25 protein-coding genes and 2 pseudogenes are annotated in these 22,341 nt (G+C 40.1%); 23 read left to right on the top strand and 4 right to left on the bottom strand.

Annotation, left to right across the window (positions count from 1 at the left end; translation table 11 throughout):
• The first annotated feature begins 23 nt into the window (after positions 1 to 23).
• From EEL30_02560 to sufB, 19 genes are all read left to right on the top strand, one after another.
• Complete coding sequence (locus tag EEL30_02560) at positions 24 to 374, top strand: DUF1878 domain-containing protein (GenBank protein ID QDX91355.1); 351 nt, start codon at positions 24 to 26, stop codon at positions 372 to 374.
• A gap of 157 nt (positions 375 to 531) precedes the next feature.
• Positions 532 to 750: a hypothetical protein gene (locus EEL30_02555; protein ID QDX95649.1), complete on the top strand. Its 219-nt coding sequence runs from the start codon at positions 532 to 534 to the stop codon at positions 748 to 750.
• Positions 751 to 822: 72 nt separating this feature from the next.
• The gene (locus EEL30_02550; protein ID QDX91354.1) at positions 823 to 1,212 is read left to right on the top strand and encodes an arsenate reductase family protein; all 390 of its coding nucleotides are present in this window, start codon (positions 823 to 825) and stop codon (positions 1,210 to 1,212) included.
• A 205-nt stretch (positions 1,213 to 1,417) separates the two neighbouring features.
• Positions 1,418 to 1,963 (top strand): peroxiredoxin, encoded by a 546-nt coding sequence (locus tag EEL30_02545; GenBank protein QDX91353.1) that lies wholly within the window; start codon positions 1,418 to 1,420, stop codon positions 1,961 to 1,963.
• Between the two features lie 90 nt (positions 1,964 to 2,053).
• Positions 2,054 to 2,506 (top strand): TlpA family protein disulfide reductase, encoded by a 453-nt coding sequence (locus EEL30_02540; protein QDX91352.1) that lies wholly within the window; start codon positions 2,054 to 2,056, stop codon positions 2,504 to 2,506.
• A 176-nt stretch (positions 2,507 to 2,682) separates the two neighbouring features.
• A complete protein-coding gene (gcvH, locus tag EEL30_02535; GenBank protein ID QDX91351.1) occupies positions 2,683 to 3,063 on the top strand; it encodes a glycine cleavage system protein GcvH in 381 nt (126 codons plus the stop codon).
• Between the two features lie 150 nt (positions 3,064 to 3,213).
• A complete protein-coding gene (locus tag EEL30_02530) occupies positions 3,214 to 4,569 on the top strand; it encodes a hypothetical protein (protein QDX91350.1) in 1,356 nt (451 codons plus the stop codon).
• A 48-nt stretch (positions 4,570 to 4,617) separates the two neighbouring features.
• Positions 4,618 to 5,313, top strand: a complete 696-nt coding sequence (locus tag EEL30_02525; GenBank protein QDX91349.1) for a DNA-binding response regulator — start codon at positions 4,618 to 4,620, stop codon at positions 5,311 to 5,313.
• A 3-nt stretch (positions 5,314 to 5,316) separates the two neighbouring features.
• Entirely contained in the window at positions 5,317 to 6,726 is a 1,410-nt protein-coding gene (locus tag EEL30_02520) for a sensor histidine kinase (GenBank protein QDX91348.1), read from the top strand.
• Between the two features lie 208 nt (positions 6,727 to 6,934).
• On the top strand, positions 6,935 to 7,366 hold the full coding sequence (locus EEL30_02515; GenBank protein QDX91347.1) for a hypothetical protein: 432 nt from the start codon (positions 6,935 to 6,937) through the stop codon (positions 7,364 to 7,366).
• Between the two features lie 57 nt (positions 7,367 to 7,423).
• The gene (locus EEL30_02510; GenBank protein QDX91346.1) at positions 7,424 to 7,825 is read left to right on the top strand and encodes a VOC family protein; all 402 of its coding nucleotides are present in this window, start codon (positions 7,424 to 7,426) and stop codon (positions 7,823 to 7,825) included.
• A gap of 427 nt (positions 7,826 to 8,252) precedes the next feature.
• Positions 8,253 to 8,615, top strand: coding sequence for a hypothetical protein (locus EEL30_02505; protein QDX91345.1), 363 nt, complete (start codon positions 8,253 to 8,255; stop codon positions 8,613 to 8,615).
• Between the two features lie 267 nt (positions 8,616 to 8,882).
• Entirely contained in the window at positions 8,883 to 10,460 is a 1,578-nt protein-coding gene (pckA, locus tag EEL30_02500) for a phosphoenolpyruvate carboxykinase (ATP) (GenBank protein ID QDX91344.1), read from the top strand.
• Between the two features lie 246 nt (positions 10,461 to 10,706).
• Positions 10,707 to 11,303 (top strand): DUF1802 family protein, encoded by a 597-nt coding sequence (locus EEL30_02495; GenBank protein QDX91343.1) that lies wholly within the window; start codon positions 10,707 to 10,709, stop codon positions 11,301 to 11,303.
• A 360-nt stretch (positions 11,304 to 11,663) separates the two neighbouring features.
• Positions 11,664 to 12,449 (top strand): Fe-S cluster assembly ATPase SufC, encoded by a 786-nt coding sequence (gene sufC, locus EEL30_02490; protein ID QDX91342.1) that lies wholly within the window; start codon positions 11,664 to 11,666, stop codon positions 12,447 to 12,449.
• 24 nt (positions 12,450 to 12,473) lie between these two features.
• Positions 12,474 to 13,775: a Fe-S cluster assembly protein SufD gene (gene sufD, locus EEL30_02485; GenBank protein ID QDX91341.1), complete on the top strand. Its 1,302-nt coding sequence runs from the start codon at positions 12,474 to 12,476 to the stop codon at positions 13,773 to 13,775.
• The gene (locus tag EEL30_02480; GenBank protein QDX91340.1) at positions 13,772 to 14,998 is read left to right on the top strand and encodes a cysteine desulfurase; all 1,227 of its coding nucleotides are present in this window, start codon (positions 13,772 to 13,774) and stop codon (positions 14,996 to 14,998) included. The genes sufD and EEL30_02480 overlap by 4 nt, the downstream gene beginning before the upstream one ends.
• On the top strand, positions 14,985 to 15,422 hold the full coding sequence (locus tag EEL30_02475) for an SUF system NifU family Fe-S cluster assembly protein (GenBank protein QDX91339.1): 438 nt from the start codon (positions 14,985 to 14,987) through the stop codon (positions 15,420 to 15,422). The genes EEL30_02480 and EEL30_02475 overlap by 14 nt, the downstream gene beginning before the upstream one ends.
• A gap of 43 nt (positions 15,423 to 15,465) precedes the next feature.
• A complete protein-coding gene (sufB, locus tag EEL30_02470; GenBank protein ID QDX91338.1) occupies positions 15,466 to 16,863 on the top strand; it encodes a Fe-S cluster assembly protein SufB in 1,398 nt (465 codons plus the stop codon).
• A gap of 62 nt (positions 16,864 to 16,925) precedes the next feature.
• On the opposite strand, the gene EEL30_02465 is transcribed toward sufB, so the two are convergent.
• Positions 16,926 to 18,110, bottom strand: a complete 1,185-nt coding sequence (locus tag EEL30_02465) for a site-specific integrase (GenBank protein QDX91337.1) — start codon at positions 18,108 to 18,110, stop codon at positions 16,926 to 16,928.
• Positions 18,103 to 18,291 carry an XRE family transcriptional regulator gene (locus EEL30_02460; GenBank protein QDX91336.1) on the bottom strand — a complete coding sequence of 63 codons (189 nt, stop codon included), beginning with the start codon at positions 18,289 to 18,291 and terminating at the stop codon, positions 18,103 to 18,105. The genes EEL30_02465 and EEL30_02460 overlap by 8 nt, the downstream gene beginning before the upstream one ends.
• Here EEL30_02460 and EEL30_02455 point away from each other — a divergent pair.
• Both EEL30_02455 and EEL30_02450 read left to right on the top strand, forming a co-directional pair.
• Positions 18,290 to 18,931, top strand: a complete 642-nt coding sequence (locus EEL30_02455) for a hypothetical protein (GenBank protein QDX91335.1) — start codon at positions 18,290 to 18,292, stop codon at positions 18,929 to 18,931. The genes EEL30_02460 and EEL30_02455 overlap by 2 nt on opposite strands.
• Before the next feature lie 113 nt (positions 18,932 to 19,044).
• The gene (locus EEL30_02450; GenBank protein QDX91334.1) at positions 19,045 to 19,131 is read left to right on the top strand and encodes a hypothetical protein; all 87 of its coding nucleotides are present in this window, start codon (positions 19,045 to 19,047) and stop codon (positions 19,129 to 19,131) included.
• A 311-nt stretch (positions 19,132 to 19,442) separates the two neighbouring features.
• Here the strand turns inward: EEL30_02450 and EEL30_02445 are convergent.
• A pseudogene (locus EEL30_02445) lies at positions 19,443 to 19,586 on the bottom strand (holin).
• Here EEL30_02445 and EEL30_02440 point away from each other — a divergent pair.
• Both EEL30_02440 and EEL30_02435 read left to right on the top strand, forming a co-directional pair.
• Positions 19,587 to 19,778 (top strand): annotated as a pseudogene (locus EEL30_02440) (mannosyl-glycoprotein endo-beta-N-acetylglucosamidase).
• A gap of 152 nt (positions 19,779 to 19,930) precedes the next feature.
• The gene (locus EEL30_02435; GenBank protein QDX91333.1) at positions 19,931 to 20,902 is read left to right on the top strand and encodes a hypothetical protein; all 972 of its coding nucleotides are present in this window, start codon (positions 19,931 to 19,933) and stop codon (positions 20,900 to 20,902) included.
• A 176-nt stretch (positions 20,903 to 21,078) separates the two neighbouring features.
• On the opposite strand, the gene EEL30_02430 is transcribed toward EEL30_02435, so the two are convergent.
• Positions 21,079 to 22,253 (bottom strand): IS3 family transposase gene (locus EEL30_02430; protein ID QDX91332.1). Its coding sequence is split into 2 segments (ribosomal slippage): positions 21,079 to 21,953 and positions 21,953 to 22,253, totalling 1,176 coding nucleotides; the frame shifts between segments, so codons are not numbered across the junction.
• Positions 22,254 to 22,341 lie beyond the last annotated feature (88 nt).

The raw sequence follows: 22,341 nt of genomic DNA, 5'->3' as shown, positions 1-22,341 counted from the left end.
AACTCATAAAGAGGGTAAAGCAAATGACTAAAGAGACTTTGGAACAAAGGTTAGAAAGGTTAGAATTTTATCTGAATTTGATGAGGGAGTTTGCAGTAGACCCAGAAACATTTGTTTTGTGGGATTATGTTATTTCAGAAGGATTTAATGAGAACCAGACAAAACAGATTTTAGATGTACTAAGAGAGCATCATGGTCATGTAAAATCCGCTGTAGAGGCTGGTGCTTCCATTCCTGATTTAGAAGGCTTATTTACCAAAATGATTCCACTTCTTCACATTGAAGGAAGAACAACAAGTAAGGAAAAGGTAATGCAGGTTTTAAGAAGAGCTTCTAAATTACCTATATTTCCTTATCTGAATAAACATTTCTAGATTAATAGAAAGTAAACCGAACGTCCGAATTATCTAAATTCGGGCGTTTTTATTGTGTTAAATAAGCCCTGTGTGTTAGTTGTAAGATTTCAACACAGTGTAGCCTCCCCTTAAATAGAGGACTAATTACTAATAAGAATGCCCATGATTCTTGAATATGGATTTGTGTCAATATCCTTGCTCATCTACTCAAAACTATGGAGATAGAAAGTGTACTCAAAATGGAATAAATGCTGAGAAACTTGAAAAAACTATTTATGAGGATTTACTCGAAGAATTTACAAAAATTAAAGAAGGAAAATATGTTATTGACAACGAAATTGAGGTTAGGTCACATAGAGAGAGATTAGAGAAGTTGACTAGGGAAAAAGCATGAGGGCTATAGATTTAGAGGATGTAGGAGCCTTAAAAGTATGATTCCATGATGTAATAGAAGGGGTGAAGATTTTTGACAGACACACCATCGACTCAATCAAGCACAAATATTCGTTTGTATAGTTACGCGAAATGTAGCACATGTCGCAAAGCCAAACAATGGTTGGATGCGAATGAGGTTGCATATGAAGAAATCCCCATTGTAGATTCTCCACCATCGAAGGAGGAGTTACGTCAGGTCTGGCAAAATAGTGGGATTGACATTCGTAAATTGTTTAATACGAGCGGACAATTCTACCGCGAATTGAACTTGAAAGAAAAGCTGCCAACGATGTCAGAAGACGAGATGTTAGAGTTGCTAGCTTCCAATGGCAAACTAATTAAGCGTCCACTCATAACAAATGGTACGAAGACCACACTTGGTTTTAAAGAAGAAACATTGCAAGAAATGTGGGGGAAATAAAGGCACTTTTTGTTACAGAAAATGTAAGAGGATTTAGAAGGATTTTCATGCGATTAGGTGAAATACATAGAGATTGAGGATCATTTTCAAACAAAAACCACTGTTTAATAAAAATTATTACAAATTAATATTGACTATAATCTATTATTTTTGATATCATAAATCTTGTAGCTAACATTCACTATTCCCTTAGGAGGTAATATATATGGCACAACGTATTATTGGTCTTCAAGCTCCTGATTTTTCAATGGAAACAGTATCTGGTGACGGAAAAGAATTCGGTCGTGTTTCCCTTTCAGATTATAAAGGTAAATGGTTGGTAATGTTCTTCTATCCACTAGATTTCACTTTTGTATGCCCAACTGAAATTATCGCTTTGAGTGATGCATACGAAGATTTCAAAGATTTGGATGCAGAAGTACTAGGGGTATCTGTTGACTCCGTTCATTCTCACAAAGCTTGGATCAACACTCCACGCGACCAAAATGGTCTAGGTGGTTTGAACTATCCACTTGCTGCTGACTTCAACAAAACTGTAGCTCGTTCTTTCGGTGTGTTGGATGAAGAATCCGGTGCAGCTTACCGTGGTCTATTTATCATCGATCCAGAAGGCGTAGTTAAATATCAAGTAGTAACTGATATGAACGTTGGACGTTCTAACGATGAAACTCTACGTGTTCTTCAAGCTCTACAATCCGGCGGACTTTGCGCAGCTAACTGGCGTCCAGGCCAAGCTCATCTAAAAGGATAATTCCTGTTTTAGATCGAGTAACGCTTACACAAACAAAGGGTCTAACTTTACAGTGTTAGGCCCTTTTCTATATTAAAGGAGGCATGAACCATGCGTTTACGTGAGGAACTTCCAGATTTTCCAGGCATCACAGAATGGGTAAACGGTCAAGTTTCTAAGGCAGATTTGCAAGGCGAAAGAGCTATTCTTGTACATTTCTGGTCCGTTAGTTGTTACATGTGCAAAGAGTCTCTACCACAAATTAACGAGTGGCGTGAAAAGTATGCAGATCAGGGCTTGAAAGTAATTGGTATTCATATGCCGCGTTCCGAATCTGATACAGATATCGCTAAAATCAAAGAAACAATTGCTCAATACGACCTTACTCATCCAGTTGCGATTGATAACGAGATGGCAACAACAGATGCGTTCCAAAATGAATATGTTCCTGCTTACTACCTGTTTGACGAGACATTGGCACTTCGCCATTTCCAAGCAGGTGAAAAGGGTTTAAATATGGTCAAAAAACGTTTACATCGAATTTTGGGTATTGAAGAGGATTAGGCTCCTCTTATGTCCAATTATGTAGAGGGGAAACTCTGAGAAGATCCCGTTGCTCATATAGATAAGGAAAGTTCTTGTTTTTGGACAAACTTCACACTATAGGAGCAATGGCGGCTCTGCCGTCACCAGTCTTGGAATAAACATCCGAGTGTTCTACGAAAAAAGGAGGAAGTTAGATGGATTTTCCAAAAGAGTTACGTTACAGCGAAGAGCATGAATGGGTACGTGTAGAAGGCAACAAGGCTTACATCGGTATCACTTCTTTCGCTCAATCCGAACTAGGTGACATCGTATTTGTTGAATTGCCAGAAGTAGGTTCTACAATTCAACGTGATGAGCCATTCGGTAGTGTAGAATCTGTTAAAACCGTATCTGAGCTATATGCTCCAGTTACTGGTAAAGTATTGGAAATTAACGGTGCATTAGAAGATGAGCCTGAATTGGTTAATACATCTTCCTATGACAAAGCATGGATGGTTGTAGTTGAGTTGTCTGATTCAAGCGAGTTGGATAAACTTATGGATGCGGATAAATACGAAGCAATGGTAAAAGAATAATCAGTAACGTTTCAATAACGTTATAAACAGAAAGATCGGTTATAAGAAACCGATCTTTTTTTGCTTTCGTAACCTTTTTGCAAACATTAGAGAGTGATACTCTTTTATAATGAAAGAAAGGTATGCAGTTTAGCAGGAGGTTTCTTACATATGATTATGAAGATAGGACATTGGAGTGCTGGTTTATTGTTGATAGGACTGTTGGCAGGCTGTACACCTGTTGCTTCCCCTAATGAATTATTAAAGGCTCCAACTTTAAATAAAAATCAAGAAGAAGTGAAAAAGGCCGTACTAGCTAATTTGCCGCAGGGTAGCTCACTTATGATTCCCCGTAATAACCCTGGTGAAAACGGAGCCATTATGGAAAAAGACATAAATGGGGATGGAAGCAATGAAGTCGTGGCTTTTTATAAATTAGGAGAGTACAGTTTAGGATTTATTGTTATGCAAAAAACAGGAAGTAACTGGAATAAGATTGGGCAGATTGAGGAAACAGGGCAAGATGTTGATTATGTTGCATTTGAGGATGTGACAGGAGATAAGGAAAAAGAGATTTTCGTTAGCTGGATGGCAAGTGAAGATGTAGATAAAGAGTTTGGTGGATACAAGTGGAAGGATGGACAAATGATCCAAATTCTAAAAACATCTTGTAAGGAAGCCATTGTAGGGGACTTAGACAAGAGCGGGATATCCAATGCCTATGTTTTTAAGCTAGATCGAGACAAAATGAAAGCTCCTGCGGAAGTGTACCAATATGACAAAGCTATTTCAAAAATGAAAATGGTTCAACAGCTGGAACTAGATTGGTCCATCAATGGCTATGAAAATGTTTCATTAGGTAAAGCAACAAAGGAACAAAATGGGATATTCCTAGATTCTGGTGTCGGAGCTCATTCAGGACAAACAGCGCTTTTAGTGAATAAGCAGGGCAAGCTGACGCAGGTCGAGCTGACCAATCATGATAATGTGATGTTTAAGCCCTATTCTTCCTACAGCAAGGACATTAATAACGATGGCATTATTGAAATCTCGACGCTGGTACAGCCAGTAGGCTCAGAAGATTTGTCTATGGTCGATACCCCTTGGCTTACAGAGTGGTATCAATGGGACGGTCAAAAAAGTGTGATTAAAGTAAAAGAATCCTATGACGACATTAGCAATGGATTTCAAGTAAATATACCAAATTACTGGGCCGGTCATTACACGGTAAGGCTAGCTTCAACGAAAGAAGCAGGCACGATCTCATTTTTATACGTAGATTCCCAAGGAAAGCCTTCAGCTGAGCTATTTACCATTGATCCGATTAAAAAATCGGAATGGACTAACAAAGAGAAGGAATTACAGCTACAAAGAAAAGATTATAGCGTTATTGATGAAAACGGTGAGCACGTCTTTATCGTGCTATACCCAACCGATATGAGCAGAATTCCAGCAGATGAACAGCCGATTTATCGAAAAATGCTCTTTAATCTGCAACAACTACAAGAGGCATTTCGCAAAATATAGCTAGATCAACATAGCATCTAGATACATAGCAGGAGGGAGCAAAGACAGATGAAGGTATTATTGCTTGAAGACGAAGAATCTATCCGAGGATTTGTGCGGATTCAATTTAAACGAAACGGCTTTGAAGTGTTAGAGGCGGACACAGGCGAAAAGGCATTGGAAATTGCTAAGAAGGAGCCAGACATCGCCATCGCTGTGTTAGACGTGATGCTTCCAGGAATCAGTGGACTAGAGGTGTGTCAAGAACTGCGGAAGATGTATCCACATTTGGGGATTATCATGTTGACTGCTAAAGCCCAAGAAGTAAACAAAATTGAAGGATTAAATATAGGAGCAGATGATTACATCACAAAACCATTCAGTGCAACAGAACTGATTGCTCGAATGAATTCACTTAAAAGACGGGTGGAAACGATACCTTCCTCGATCAAACCAGGTGAATTGATTACATTAGGTCCGTTTACCCTGCGATTAACGGATAGAAAAATAGTAAAAAACGAACAGGAAATAGATTGTACGCCTAAGGAATTTGCCATTATTCATTTATTAATGGAGAAAAAGGATCGTGCGGTTAGTCGAGATGACATCTTAAATGAAGTCTGGGGCAAAAATTATATCGGGGATCTGAAAGTAGTGGACGTTAACATTAGACGTATTCGGCAAAAAATTGAGGATGATCCATCAAAACCAAAATTCCTGGAGACAATTTGGGGATTTGGTTATCAGTGGAAAGAAGGAACATAGAACATGTATGGGATTAGAAAACGTCTAGTCATGAATTTTACCTTTGTAGTGTTAATGGTAATTCTAGTGCTTGGGAGTTCATTTGTTTTAGGGGTACGTAGTTTTTATTACGGTGGAGCAGAACAAGCTCTGCTTAGCCGCATTAATGTGTCTACTGCCTTTTATAACAAATACATTCAATATTATAATCTGCAAAATAAGGCGAAATATATTTTCGAGCATACGTCACAAGATGATTTGGCGCATGTTGAAATTATTGATTTAGAAGGTAATGTGATTTTAGATTTTAACGGTTTTACCAAACGGAAAAGTATTCTTACTCAAGATGTGCAGGATGCATTAAAAGGTAATACAGGGATTTGGACGGGCAAAAGTGAGGATATAGGTGAACATATCCTCGCTGTGTCTAAACCGCTCACCTATTATGATTCTACGGCTGGAGTATTGCGCTATGTGACCTCTGTAGAAGCAGTTGATAAGGTAGTCAATCAGATTACCTTGCTCGTCTGGGGCGTTGGAGCTGGTCTTGTCCTATTATCTCTTATTTTAAATTTGATTGTATCTAAGCGGATCATTACTCCCATCGTTGAGCTTACGGGTGCGGCGAAGTCAATGGCAAAAGGTGACTTTAGTCAGCGAGCTAGGCAGGGTGGAGACGACGAGATTGGAACGTTGGCTGAAACCTTTAACTATATGGCTAGTGAATTAGAAAAAGCAGAGGAAATCAAGAATGACTTTATTTCGTCCGTCTCCCATGAACTGCGAACCCCCTTAACCTCTATTAAAGGATGGTCTGAGGTGGTGTTGACGGGTGATATGGAAGACAAGGAAGAGACACGTATGGCAATGCAGATCATTGTTAAGGAATCAGATCGTCTAACGGGATTGGTGGAACAATTGCTAGACTTTTCGCGGTTACAGGCAGGTGGAATGGAGATTCATAAGACAGAGCTAGAAGTGAACCAGCTTCTTATGGATGTCCAGCAACAATTTTCAGCGCGCGCCTTCCAAAAAGAGATTCAATTGGTGACTGAAACTCCAGATGAACAATTGTTGGTGTGCGGAGATGAGAATAGATTAAAACAAGTGGTGATTAATCTATTGCACAATTCCATGAAGTTTAGTGAGGAGCACACTACGATAACAATGCGTAGCTATCAGGAAGATCAGATGGTTATAATTGAAGTAATTGACCAGGGAGCAGGTATTTCGGAAGAAGAGCTTCCTAGAATTACGGACAAATTTTACAAAGGCAAGCATAAACAATCAGGCAGTGGCATCGGATTATCTCTATGTTTGGAGATTGTAAAATTACATCAAGGTATTTTTCACATAACGAGCAAAGTAGGCGTTGGTACGACGATTCAGGTTCGTTTGCCAATGCATGTAGAGAAAAGCAGTGAAGGAGAATAACAGGATTTCATTGAAAAATCATCAGAAACGGCTATAATCAAATACGGGATTGATAGAATTATCATTGGTGAAACTGGTAGCATTTTAAACCTAGCATATCGGAAGCTGGTAAGATACAATCAAAGGACAATAACGATTTTGTACTTGTGTGTCTGTTCTGATAAAAACAAATAAGAATTCGACCACATGTACATGGGAGGGAGAGCTTATGGGTTTTTGCTGTGGAGCAGGGATGATTGGCTCTTTTGGAACGCTTCGTCACGAGGATATTTTGGTGCACAATGTACCGATCATGTATTGTCCGGTTTGTAATCGTACGAGAGTTCATCCTACCGTTGAAGGTGAGTATGAAATTCTTGTCGAATATGCTCAGGGAGATCACGCAACAGAAGTAGATTTCGCCGAGTTTGTAGATATTGATAAGCTGTCCGAGCTGTTTGAGAACTGTTCAATGACAGATCAGGGTTCTTACGATGAAAGTCTTAAACGACAAATTGACATCGCCCTTGATTTGCTAGGTGTAGCCAAACAAATGAACGATTTGGAATGGCGAGAAGCTTTAACAAACAGATTAACAAATTTAAGCCATCGGTTACGACAACATCACGCCAATGAGCGAAAGACAAAAAAAGCCTTATAATATAGGCTAACCAGTGAACAGTTGATGGAGGTCAGCCGTTTAGGAGGATTGTATTCGATGCTTCAACTTCAAGGTGTTCATCATATTGCTCTTAGCTGTCGCAATGTGATGGGCGTAGCTCAATTTTTTCAAGAGATTTTAGAAGTACCGATTTCTCTTGATCAATCGGGAGAAGATGAGCCAGTTTATTTTCACATTGGGCCTTATACACGAATTGGTCTACATCCAACAACCAAAGAGCTAAACATAAATTCCGGTCACGTGGATCACATTGCCTTTGCAGTGGCAACACGTGATGAATTAGACTATCTTGTTGATAAGTTGGAAGCGGAAAATATTTGCTACCGGGGGCCGATTGAACGCCCAGGAAGTTATAATCTTTATTTTGAAACTCCGGACGGTCACCACTTGGAGATTCTTTTGGACAAGGATGAAGAAGATGAAACGGATGACGCCTAAGAGAGGGCGTCTTTTTCTTTGTGTAAATTTGTTGGGAAGTCAAACAAAAAAAGGTCTGCCTTTAACTCAGCAAAGGCAGACAGAAAGGAGTTTATAATGAAAAAGGGGGTACTAATGGGTGAGTAGCAGGTAAATTACCTGTCTACTAATTATTACCTATTATGCATTATTTTTAGAAAATTTACAATCATTTTTTTATATATTTATAAAAAGTTAAATCAGTTTCCGCATAATCAACATATTATCTTATAGATTTTTTTCGTGATATTTATTTCATGAAGAAGAGAGGAGAAATATGACGATAAAAATAAGCTTCGGTAGACAGAGAACGACAAAGGCCCCAAATCCTCGCCAAAGGTTTCGACGCACAAATCTGCGAATTATTCTAGTCAGGTAGATTGGTCGGAATGAGAGCGGGGGAATGAGAATGGCTTCTCAATTAGAAAGGGTATTGTTAGAAGTGCAAAAGCGCATGGAACGAAAAGGATATTTACATAGTTTAATGAAAGATTGGGATTGCACAGTTGGCTTCAAGCTAGAAGCTGGCAAGCTGGATAGCTGCTTAGTATTTGTAAATGGAAAAGTGACCACGACAGGATGGAATGCGAGACAAAAGGTGGATGTTGTTGTTACAGGGGATGATCAAAGCTTGCATATGCTTTTGACAGGAGATGAACTTTCCTATCGATATGCTAAAGAGAATATTGAGATGAGGGGACACGTACGGGATCAGTTAAAGCTAGACTCATTGCTACGATTGTCTTTGGAAAATGAGCAAAAGCTAGCCTAGTTTACGATAGTGAATATGTTCTTAGATTCTATATACTTTATATCTGCCGCTTTTTTAAAAGGGGCTATTTGTTTTTGGATTTCCAAGTCTGAGGTCCCATTTACTAGGCACATACCCAATTTTGAACGGAATATCTCTAGTTATTCACATCTTTTTCAAAAAAAACGCAAAATCTTGTAGCTTATTGAATCTAATGTGATATACTAATTAAAAATAAAACATGATATAGCCCACATTTTTTATGGTTGGGGAAGGAGATACATTTACATGGAAGCCAAAACGGTTAAGCGTCTATCTGAAGTTCTTGCTGGTGCCAATGCTCATTATAATTTGGCTGTACCCAAGTTGATTGAAGAAGCAATTAAACGTGGCGAAGGAGTTCTGACAGATAAAGGCGCTTTAAATGCGCTGACTGGCAAATTCACAGGGCGCTCTCCGAAAGATAAATTCATAGTCGATGAACCATCTGTCCATGACAAGATTGATTGGGCTAATAACAAGCCCCTTCCAGTCGAACAATTTGAGCAATTACACGCCGAAGTTTTGGCTTACCTAGAAAAGAAAGAGCTTTATGTTTTTGATGGGTTTGCTGGAGCGGATAGTAACTATCGCTTGCCTATTCGTGTGGTAAATGAATTTGCTTGGCATAATTTATTTGCTCATCAATTGTTTATCCGTCCAACAGTGGAAGAATTAGAAGGGCACCAGGCTGATTTTACTGTTATCTATGTTCCTAATTTTAAAGCAAACCCAGAGGTCCATGGAACTCATTCTGATACATTTATTATCATTAGCTTTGAGCAGAAAATAGTATTAATAGGTGGCACGGAATATGCCGGCGAGATGAAGAAATCGATTTTTAGTGTAATGAATATGTTATTACCTGAGCGTAATGTATTATCTATGCATTGCTCTGCTAATATTGGCCGTGATGGCGATGTAGCTTTGTTCTTTGGTTTATCTGGTACAGGGAAAACTACCCTATCTGCCGATTCTGATCGTCGCTTGATTGGTGATGATGAGCACGGATGGTCTGACCAAGGTGTTTTTAATATTGAAGGAGGATGTTACGCAAAATGTATTCGTCTTTCTGAACAAGGAGAACCACAGATCTGGAATGCGATTAACTTTGGCGCTGTTCTAGAAAATGTGGTGGTGGATCAGGAGAGTGGCACTGCGGATTATGATGATGAGCGTTATACAGAAAATACGCGTGCAGCTTATCCTGTAGAAGCGATTCCAGGAGCAGTCATTCCTGGTGTAGGTGGTCATCCTAATGTCATCCTTTTCCTAACAGCAGATTCTTTTGGTGTTATTCCTCCAATCTCTAAATTAAGCAAAGAGCAGGCGATGTACCATTTCTTATCTGGCTATACGAGTAAAATGGCCGGTACAGAACGTGGTATAACAACACCGCAAAGCGAATTCTCTACTTGCTTTGGCTCTCCTTTCTTGCCGTTACGTCCTGTTGTCTATGCTGAAATGCTAGGTAAAAAAATTGATGAGTCTAATGCTCTTGTTTATCTAGTTAACACAGGCTGGACAGGTGGTGCTGTCGGAGTGGGAAGCCGTATGAAATTGGCGTTTACGCGTGCGATGGTGACGGCGGCTCTACACGGCGAATTGGAAAAAGTAGAGTACTCTATTGATCCTGTCTTTGGTGTACAAGTGCCAACGACCTGCCCAGGAGTACCAAGCGAAGTGTTGCAACCTCGTGATACATGGGCAGATCAAGCTGCCTATGATCAGCAGGCAAATGAATTAGCAAAGCTGTTCCAAGCTAACTTTGCTAAAAAATTCCCTAAAGCAAGTGACATTTCACAGGCTGGTCCTATAGTAAAATAAAAGAGTATAGTAGAGACCCGGAAGCTAGCCCGGGTCTTTTTTGTGTATTGTCTGAGTTTTGTGTCGAGTCCATGACAAATCAAACTCGTTAACTTTGCTAGGATAGGGAATTCTGCTACACTGGAAGGAGTGGCTAAGAGAGAAAACCTCTCAGTTCTACATCAATAGACACGTACACCTAGACTTTAATAAGAGTATCTAGCTAAAGAGAGGAAGCATTACATAAAAGGGAAGGGGCAACTACACATGAGTAACGATAAAAAACAACCTGAATCCACACTTTCTTTAAAAGAATGGGCTGTTGCGATTAAAGTTTTGGGAGAAGGTAAACAGATTATTACTGTCCGTAAAGGCGGTTTATATGAAGAAACAAGAGATTTTAAACTAGAAAATGACACATTCTATTTGTACCCAACCTATGAACACCAGAAGGCAGAGATGGTTAAAGCCGAAAATCAATCTGATTTGGAAGCGACCTTGGTAGGGTGGAGCCTCGAAAAACCGACCATTGATATCGAATATTTTGCTCATATTACTGATGACATTGAAATTTTGGATGAAGCAAAAATTCGTGCTTTGAATCCGTATCACATTTGGACTGACGACTTCGCTGATGTCCGCTTACATTGGAAAAAGAAAAAGCCATTACACATTTTGTTTGCGCGTGTTTATAAATTAGACAAGCCGGTAACGATTGAGATTGCTGAGGAGTATAAAGGCTGTAAATCTTGGCATAACCTGCTGTCCAGCATTCCACAAGAGGGTTTTGCACCAGTATTAAGTGATGAGGAATATGCACAAAGTCGTCAAGAAATTATGGATGTATTAACAAAAGAAGGATAAATCGCCTTTTTGCCTGTAAAGTCTGGAAAATCCCACTATAACAGTAGTGGGCTCTTTTCGTACATGGGTAAGTCTAATATTTCGTTACATGGTTTGTATCATTGAAACTAAAGCTCTGCTGGCATCCCACACAGAGTAATTGCCCCGATTTTTGCCTCTCAAAAATAGGCTTGTTTGTATATACTAAACATTCATGTTTTATAAATATGGGAATAGTTCTTTCCTTGCTTTCTTAGAATTATTATTATAAAATGTTATTGAGAATGAATTGAGAATGCACAGGTTTTTCGATAGGATAGTATAGTGCTTGTCTACAACATCGTGAAGACTGGTTGATCATAATATATGGAGGAATGTCAGATGGCTGCTGTACCACATCTACAGATTAAGAATCTACGCGCAAAGATTGAAGATAAGGAAATTCTAAAAGGTTTGAATCTAGAGATTAAGGGTGGCGAAATCCACGCGATCATGGGACCAAACGGAACAGGTAAATCTACGTTGGCATCTACGCTGATGGGACATCCTAAGTATGAAGTAACAGATGGTGAAGTTACATTAGATGGTGAAGATCTATTGGACATGGCTGTAGACGAACGTGCTCGTGCAGGTCTGTTCCTTGCTATGCAATATCCATCTGAAATTACAGGTGTAACGAATTCTGATTTCTTGCGTTCTGCAATGAATGCAAATCGTGGCGAAGGAAATGAGATTTCCTTAATGAAATTCATCCGTGAGATGGATAGCAAAATGAATACGTTGGAAATGGATGAAGCATTCGCTCATCGTTATCTAAATGAAGGGTTCTCTGGCGGTGAGAAAAAACGTAATGAAATCCTGCAAATGATGATGATCCAACCTAGTCTCTGTATTCTAGATGAGATCGACTCTGGTTTAGATATCGATGCTCTGAAAGTCGTAGCAAAAGGTGTTAATGAGATGCGCTCTGAGGATCGCGGTTTCTTAATCATTACTCACTACCAACGTCTACTAGACTATGTGAAGCCTGATTTTGTACATGTAATGATGCAAGGTCGTATCGTGAAATCCGGTGGCCCTGAATTGGCAGAGCGTCTGGAAGCAGAAGGTTACGATTGGATTAAAGCTGAGCTCGGTATCGAAGACGAGACCGTTAACGCAGAATAAGAGGCGAAGGAGGTCGAGACTATCATGAGTACAGAAACACAACTTCGCTTTGGTAAAGAAGCGATTACGCAATTTTCCCAAGCGAATCAAGAACCAGTCTGGTTTTTAGAAAAGCGTCTGGCTGCATTTGAACATGCACAAACGCTAGCTCTACCTGTGCTGGAGAAAACAAAGATTGATAAATGGAACTTCGATCAATTTCACCCGTTCCAACTAGAAGCGAGTGTAGACAACATCGAACAATTGGATGAAGTCGTAAAAGAACAACTGGACGATAAAGATGTAACCAGCTTACTCGTACAGAAAAATGCGTCTGTAGTCTACCAACAGGTGGATGAAGAATTGAAAAAACAAGGCGTTATTTTTACTGATCTGACTACAGCGCTTCGTGAACACGGTGAACTTGTACAAAAATATATCTATTCAATTGTCAAAGCAGACGAGCATCGTGTATCTGCTTTGCATGTAGCAGTAGTCAATGGTGGTGTATTCTTGTACGTTCCTAAAAACGTAGAAGTGAAAATGCCACTACAAGCGATTTATGAAGTAGCAGGCGAAGAATCCTTACTAGCTCCTCACGTTGTTATCGTGGCAGAAGCGAATGCTCGCGTAACATATGTGGAATCATTTGTATCTGCTGACGGAACGAACATGGTAGCGAACAGCGTTGTGGAAGCGCATCTGGGTGCTAACGCACACGTTCAAGTGGCGTCTGTTCGTTCATTCTCCACTGAAGTACACGATTATGCGTTCCGACGTGCTGTGATTGGTCAAGACGCTAGCATGGAATGGATTTTGGGCGAGATGAATGATGGTTATACAGTTGCCAACAATACCTCCATTATGGAAGGTAGAGGTGGAAATGCTGATACCAAGTCCATCACAGTAGGAACAGGTAAGCAACGTCAAAATTTAACTTCCCAAGTGCAACATATCGGAACTCATACTGAATCCAACATGTTGAGTAAAGCGGTAATGACAGAGGAATCGGTTGCGATCCTAAACGGAATTACCAAGATCGAAAAAGGCGCAGAAAAAGCTAACGGCGTGCAAGCAGAAAATATTTTGATGCTATCTGAAAAAGCTCGTGGGGATGCAAACCCAATCCTGTTGATTGATGAAGACGATGTAAAAGCTGGTCACGCTGCTTCTGTAGGTCGCGTGAGTGAAGAAAGCTTGTACTACCTCATGTCTCGTGGTATTGAGAGAAAAGAGGCAGAGCGTCTCATCATTATTGGATTCTTGGACCCAGTGGTTGCCGAGATTCCGATCGAGGGAGTGAGAAGCAAACTACGCCAAGCACTAGAAAGGAAGTTAGGACGATGAACGCACATGAGGTCCGTAAATTGTTTCCTATCTTACATCAAGAAGTAAACGGTCATCCATTGGTATATTTGGATAGTGCTGCTACTTCTCAAAAGCCGATTCAAGTTCTTGAAGCAGTAGATAAATATTACCGTAGCTACAACTCTAACGTTCACCGCGGCGTACATACTCTTGGTACGTACGCGACGGACGCTTATGAAGGCGCGCGGGAAAAGGTACGGGCGTTCATCAATGCGAAGGAAACTGCTGAAGTGATCTTCACTCGCGGTACAACTACTGCGTTAAACACGATTGCGATTGGATATGCTCGTATGTTCCTTAAAGAGGGCGACGAGATTGTAACCACGCTAGTTGAGCATCACAGCAATTTTATTCCTTGGCAACAAGTAGCAAAGGCAACTGGAGCAACTTTCAAGTTTATCCCTTTGGCTGAAGATGGTACCATTACCTTGGATGCAGTGAAAGCAACTATCACACCACAAACCAAAGTGGTAGCGATCCATCATATCTCTAACGTTCTGGGTGATACAACCCAAATCAAGGAGATTGCTAAGATTGCACATGAGAATGGGGCTATTTTGGTTGTGGATGGTGCTCAAAGCGCTCCACATAAAAAGATTGATGTGCAAGATTTGGACTGTGATTTCTTTGTTTTTTCTAGCCATAAGATGTGCGGACCTACAGGGATCGGCGTATTATATGGAAAACGTGCTGTTTTGGAAAAAATGGAGCCGGTTGAATTCGGTGGGGAAATGATCGACTTTGTATATGAACAGGATTCTACCTGGAAGGAGCTCCCTTGGAAGTTTGAAGGGGGAACACCTATCATCGCTGGGGCCATCGGACTTGGAGCAGCGATTGATTTCCTAAATGACCTGGGCATGGACGAAATTGAGGCTCACGAAAAGAAACTGGTCACGTATGCCATGGAACAAATGAAACAATTGGATGGACTTACGATTTATGGTCCTACCGAACATAGAAGCAGTTTAATTACTTTTAACCTGGCGGAGGTTCATCCGCATGATTTGGCAACGGTTCTGGATGCAGAAGGTATTGCTGTACGTGCAGGTCACCATTGTGCACAACCGTTGATGAGATGGTTGAAAGCTACCGCTACTGCCCGTGCCAGCTTCTATCTGTATAACACAGAAGAAGATGTGGATGCCTTAGTCGCTGGGTTGAAAAAAGCGAAGGAGTACTTTGGAAATGTCTTCTCTTGATGATCTCTATAGACGAGTCATAATGGATCATTATCAAAAGCCGCGGAATAAGGGCAAGCTAGAGGATGAAAGCGGATTGGTTATCAATCTGAATAATCCAACCTGTGGAGACAGCATTTCGTTATCATTACAAGTGGAGAACGGCATAGTTGTGGATGCAAAATTTCTAGGGGAAGGTTGCTCCATTTCTATGTCTTCCGCTTCCATGATGACGGAAGCTGTAAAAGGAAGAACGGAAGAGGAAGCGTTACGTTTGATTCAAATTTTCTCGGATATGATGCAGGGAAAAGAACCGGATGACTCTATTGATTTAGGCGATATTGAAGCTCTGCAAGGTGTCTGCAAGTTTCCAGCGCGCATTAAATGTGCCACGCTCGCCTGGAAGGCATTGGAGCAAGGTATTAACCAGACGGACGCGAAGTAACATACCCTCCAATTGAAGTGAGAGGGCAAAAGGAGTGAACGATATGGCGAAGAAAGCCCCTGAAATCCAAGAATATCAATATGGATTCCACGATAAAGACGTTTCGATTTTTCGTACAAAAAAAGGATTGACCCGTGAAATCGTAGAAGAGATTTCTAAAATTAAAGAAGAGCCAGCATGGATGTTGGAATTCCGTTTGAAAGCATTAGACATTTTCTATAAAATGCCGATGCCTAAATGGGGTGGCGACCTCGATGATTTGGATTTCGACAACATCACGTACTATGTAAAGCCATCTGAAAAAGCTGGCCGTAGTTGGGATGAAGTACCAGAAGAAATTAAAGCTACCTTTGACAAGCTGGGTATTCCAGAAGCAGAGCAAAAGTTCTTGGCTGGTGTATCTGCACAGTATGAGTCCGAGGTTGTTTACCATAACATGCAAGAAGATCTAGAGTCACTAGGAGTTCTATTTACCGACATGGACTCTGCGGTGAGATTGCACCCTGAGATCGTGCAAGAGTATTTTGCGACAGTTATTCCGCCAGCAGATAACAAATTTGCGGCACTTAACTCTGCTGTATGGTCTGGTGGTTCCTTCATTTACGTACCAAAAGGTGTAAAAGTAGACACTCCACTACAAGCTTACTTCCGTATTAACTCAGAGAACATGGGTCAATTCGAACGTACGCTTATCATTGCAGACGAAGATAGCTTTGTACATTACGTAGAAGGCTGTACAGCGCCAATCTACAGCACAGATTCCTTGCATTCTGCTGTAGTTGAAATCATCATTAAAGAACGCGCTCGTTGCCGTTACACAACAATCCAGAACTGGTCTAACAACGTATATAACCTAGTAACAAAACGTGCTGTAGCTTATGCAGATGCAAACATGGAATGGATTGATGGCAACATCGGTTCCAAATTAACCATGAAATACCCTGCTGTTATCATGAAAGGACCACGTGCTAAAGGTACAGTTCTTTCTATTGCAGTAGCAGGTAAAGGACAGCATCAAGATGCTGGAGCGAAAATGATTCATTTAGCACCTGATTGCACATCCACAATTGTATCTAAATCAATCTCTCGTGATGGTGGTAAAGTAACGTATCGTGGTCTAGCGCAATTTGGTCGTAAAGCAGAAGGCGCTAAGTCCAACATTAAGTGTGATACGTTAATTTTGGATAAATTATCCACTTCTGATACGATCCCATACAATGAGATCATGAATGATTACGTGACGCTTGAGCATGAAGCGACTGTATCTAAAGTATCTGAAGATCAATTGTTCTACTTGATGAGCCGCGGTCTGACTGAAGCAGAAGCAACAGAAATGATCGTAATGGGCTTTATCGAGCCATTTACAAAAGAATTGCCAATGGAGTATGCCGTAGAAATGAACCGTCTGATTAAGTTCGAGATGGAAGGAAGTATCGGATAACCCTTTCGTATCAAGGGTTTTCGGCTTCGGAATTGCGGTTTGTCCGAAATTTGTCCGGAAATTTAAAATTGAACATACCGTTCGTACAAGGTTAAAGCGTCATCTTCAATCTTCTTGGTGACGTGGAGATACGTGTCTGCGGTTACTTTCATACTTGCGTGTCCGAGTCTCTCGGACACGTATTTTATATTTACGCCCGATTCGAGAAGATGAACTGCATGGGTGTGTCTCAGAGCGTGTGGTGAGAGAACAGGAACATTTGCACGCTTACATACCTCTTTGAAATGTTCACGTACTACATTGGTGCGTAACCATCTGCCGTCATGTTGGTGGAAGATGATGTTCTCTTTTGTAGGCTTATAATTTTCGTACATAAGACAAACTTCTTTTTGATTGATTCTATGCCGTTTCATGAGTTTCACTGTGGCATCATCTAGTTTGACAGTTCTGTCGCTATTTTTAGTTTTCGGGGTGGAGAGGTATGGGGTAGAGTTTAAAGGATAGAACAGGGTTTTGCTTACTGTGATTATTTTTGCCTCTAGGTCAATATTATCCCAGGTTAAGGCTAGCGCTTCGCCGATCCGGAGGCCGGTTCTCGCCAACAAGGTAAACAAAGCATAGTATTGAATGGACGCTTTGTATTTAGCATGTTTAACCGGAGTATTGGAAGCAGTTAAGAATTGATCAAGCTGCTCTCGTGTGAAAAAACTAACCTTGTCCACTTTTTGAGTTTCTTTTGGAATCTTAATCTTGTGAAGTGGGTTTTCTCTTAATATATTGAACTCATGTACCGCATCAGCCATTGCGCTACTCTTGATGCTGTGGATTCTTCTCACAGTCCCCTCACTGTAATGCTTTCGCAATTCATTAATCCATTTCTGGTATTCAGTGCGCGTGATTTCTTTTAACCGGTAATTGCCCCATCTTGGTAGAATATTGAGCCGAACATTTCTTTCCTGAACGGAATAGGTGGTCGGTTTGACGTATCGTTTTTTGTACACTTCAAGCCAATCATCAAAGTATTTATCAACTTTCTCGTTCCCTTCTTCACTAAAACCGAAGTCGTTGATATCTGATTCCGCCTCATGTGCCGCAAGCTGGGCTTCCTTTTTTGTTTTAAAACCCCCTTTGGATTTTTCATCTACCTTTCCGGTTCTGCGGTCAACAAATTTAATCCGATATTCCCATTTTGCGCTTACGATAATAGGCCATGTGTTTTCCTCCTTATACTCGATGCATTTACTCATCTTTGTCAGGGATGTATTCAATAATTTCCTCAAGGTTAACCCCGAAATGTTTACAGAGCTTGTCCAATACCTCCATTGAAACGTATTCATCTTTGCCCATTTTGGCGATAGTTGCTCCCGATAGAAAACTTCTTAGTTCTCCCTTCTTTGCTCCTCGATCGATCATCAAGATGCGAGCCATGAAAGTTTTTCGTGTGGCATATCTCAAGATCGAAACTGTGATGAGACTGACAAAGGTAAGTAGAGCAAGCGTGGAGAGGGCAATAAGAAAGCTAGAGCAGGTGGGAATCATCAAACGCATTACGACTGCAAGGAAAACAGGCTTACAAGGTGCTAACATGTTCGTTTTTTTACCCTCAAATGACGGGGTTAAGGTGAAGGGGTTGGATGGCGGAGAAAACCCAACAATACTAAGCTCTGAAGCTAACAAAAGCAAGTCCAATACAAGTGTTTTTAATACTCCAAAAAACCAAAAAGAAAATAATAAAAATAATGTTAAAGTAACACGGCTAGAAAAGGACTCCACAGTTATTCCGAGCTACATCCCGAAGAAATTTGTTAAGGCAATCAAGCCAGCGTTTTATTGCGGGACAGTTATTAAGCAGTTTTGGGCAAGGGTTGTGATGTTCAAAAGAATAACTGGTTGGGAGAGAAACGAGAATGTCATACCTGTAGCCTTAGATGCTTGGGAATATACCAAGAATGAGTATAAGCGGGATCAGAAGGAATGGGGATTAGACAGGTTCCTAAAATGTTTTTACGGAACGATGAAGAGAATTGAGGAGAAGAGAACCCAAGAGCTGGTTTCTCAGTGGGTATAAAAAAACTATATACCAAATATTCCATTTGCTGTTATAATTCGCCTTAATATAATAGATGGCTCCTCAAGGGTGGTCGGCTCACTCTCTTTTATCCCGATAGGGAAGGGGGTGAGATTATGGAGGTATATCAAGCGTTGACTTTGATGTTCATGTTCGGCATGTTCATCCTCGCATTGTTAACCTACCTAAAAAAGAAATGACCTCCCTCGAGCTGACTAGGCTGGGAGATCATTCTCACTAGTTCTTGAGCCGCCCTCTTTTGGGGACAGTCTATTATATGACCGTAGGTGCTAGTAACACCTACGGTCTTTTTATTATACGTACTTAAATTTAGTTTAACACAGAATTGAAGTAATCTAAACTAAATTATTATGTAGCAATGAGATGTTTTTGTCTTTTGTAAAGAATAATTATACAAATTTAACAATCTAGCCCTTTTTATGCCTGAAAAAGTCTTCATGTCGTCCACAGCAGTCGGCGCAATCTTATTTATAAAGTCTTGAGGTTTCAATTACTTCGCTCCCCCTTTTTTTTTCAGGACATCTACAGCCTTCTTAATTACTTCCGGTACTGGCAACCCAATGCGCCCAGCGTTTTCTATGATTGAGAGAACTTCATTAGCAAGATAGAAAAAAATCGTAGCATTACGAAATACATGCTCACCATCACAGCTAATTTCCGAGCCTACAACAACTGGGGAGAATCTATTGCAGATCATTCCAAACTAATCTTAAACGGCACAAGAGACAAGCCTACACGCTATCATGGCGTGTTAGGGGCTGATTATATTTGCTACGCAATCCACAAAGGAGGATATGCCACTGATCCTGGTTATCCAGATAAAATTGCCCCACTTTCAATTTTTAAGGTTTGTATAAAAAAAAACAACAAATTATTCTCCACAAAACATTCAAAATTTCAAAAAAGTGAATATAAATATTATGTTAAAATTTACATGAAAACGTTTTCAAAAAATAGAATGTTAGGAGCGATTTCAAGATGAAGAAAAAAATGAACAAAAACCGATTGAAAAAACCTATGGTAGCATTGATGTTAGCCACCTCGATTGGCATACCTTGTATATCTGCACCTGGTAGTGCATTAGCAGCAGAAAATACTCCAACTAGTGTTAATGAAAATGTAAGAGCTGGTATTACTGATGTTCAATCTGAACTAAAAAAAATAGGAAACTACCATTATTCTAATAACATTGCAGGTACAAAAATTGAGTCATGGCCTACACTGACTTTTAAGAATAATCCAGATAGTGTTGAGACAAAAGGTAACTTCAGTATTACGGGTACTGTAAATAAATTGAACTTTGATAGTACAATCGTTGAATACGTAGGAGAAAATGTATTTGAGAATACTACAAATGAAACCCAGAAGTTTTCAACAGCTAAATATACTAAGAGTGTACAAGAGTCAATAGCGACAGCGACAACAAAGGGTTTTAACGTGGGAGGTTCGAGTAACATATTTACCATTCCACTGATCTTAAATAACGGTCTTACAGTAAATGCAGGATTCAACTCTTCTACTACAGAGACACAAACAAAATCCGAGACAAAAACAATAGAAGCATCTGCACAAACTGTAGAAGTTCCACCGCATAAAAAATATAAAGCAGACGTTGTATTGGAACAAAGAAATTTTTGGGGTGATGTTACGTTTACCGGTGTATGGAGTAATCCTGTGACTACAATAAAGGCAACTGCATCATATTGGGCTCCAAATGGTATGGGTGCTTGGAAAGAATACACTTTTAGTGATAAAACTCAAAATTATTGGAAGGGACTAACTACTTCTCAAAAAAATAGTATAAATGGAATCAAATTTGAAAATAGTAATGTAAAGGCAGAAGGGACAGCTAAAGTCGAAGGTATATTTGGTAGTATGCTAAATGTAAAAATTTATGATATTACAGATAAATCAAATCCTAAGTTAGTGGAAACAAGAAGTTTCAAATAATATTTTGAGGAGGTTCCATCAACTTAGAAATACACTCAAGCATTTAGGTTATTTTTAAGTTTAATTTATAAATTGTTACCATTTTCTAACATTATTACCGTGTAAAGGGAAGACTCCTAGTCAAGAAAACACTTTGATTGGACTTACCCCTGTCAAGTAGACAGCATTAAAAAAGCCTAAGCAGCCAGTGTGTTCCGGTATTCGACCGGGGCACACTGGTTTAGTTTTTTCTGAAATCGTTCATGGTTATAAAACCATATGTACTTTTCAATGGCTTGAAAGAGCTCTTCATCTGTTTTACACTCAGAAAAGTACAATGTCTCTGTTTTGAGATGAGAAAAGAAGGATTCTATGCAGGCGTTATCGAGGCAGTTTCCTTTGCGAGAGTGGCTGCCTCTCACGCCAAACTTGTACTGCTTAGACGTGTATTGGAAGCCCTGATCAGAATGCAGGATGGCTTCCTGCACGTCTCTTTGTTTTGCTAACTGCTCCAGAGTATCTAAAACAAGTTTTAAATCATTCCGATGAGAAACCTTCCAGGCAACAACTTCGTTGTTAAAGAGATCTTGGATTACCGATAGGTAATAAAATCGATCGTTCAGTGCTACAAATGTAATATCTGTTACATACAATTGATTTGGTTTTTCGGCTGTGAACTTTCGATTAAGTAAGTTAGGGTTAACAATGGATGCAGTTTTACCAAAAAAGCGCCGTTTCTTACGAATGATGGACTGAACGTTCATCTCCTTCATCAACCGATATACCCTCTTGTGATTCACAATAAATCCTTTCTTTCTCAATGCAATTCGCATTCTTGGATAACCGAAGTATGGATGTACACGATGAATCGCCATCATATGTTCCTTTATGAGTTTATTATGTTGTTGCCTTTTTGCACGTTCTTCTTGCGTATGTTTCCACTTGTAGTAACCAGCGCGGGAAACTTTGGCTATCTCCACTAACCAAGTAACAGGGTACTTCCTTACCAACTGATCAATAACCGCAAACCGAGCTACTTTTGAAACCCATCCTCCCCGTGTAGATTTGGATAACGCTTTTTTAAGTATTCTACCTGCGCTTTTAAATAATCTCTTTCCTCTTCCACGTTAGTGAATTTTGTACGTGGACGCCCTATAAAAGGATTATCTCTTTTAGATGTTTTACCTCGTTGATCCTCTAAACCATCTCCGTCTCGGTATTTCCTGACCCAATTCTTGATCTGAGTAGGACTAGGCACTCCCAATTCTTTGGCAATCGCTTCATAGCTGATCCCTTTTTGTTCGTAAAGAGCAATAGCCTTCTGTTTAAATTCCATCGTATATCGTTGAAATGTTTGTCCTTTTTTAGCCATACGAAAAATCCCCTCCGAGGATAGTGTAGCACCCACCGCTAGGTGAGTGGGCTTTTTACACTGTCTACTCAAAGGGGATAATACCACT

It is taken from the genome of Brevibacillus laterosporus (assembly GCA_007833815.1).
In the GTDB taxonomy this organism is placed as follows: domain Bacteria; phylum Bacillota; class Bacilli; order Brevibacillales; family Brevibacillaceae; genus Brevibacillus_B; species Brevibacillus_B laterosporus_D.
The sequence above is the reverse complement of the archived record's forward strand: the minus strand, read 5'-3'. Positions and strand labels throughout refer to the sequence as shown.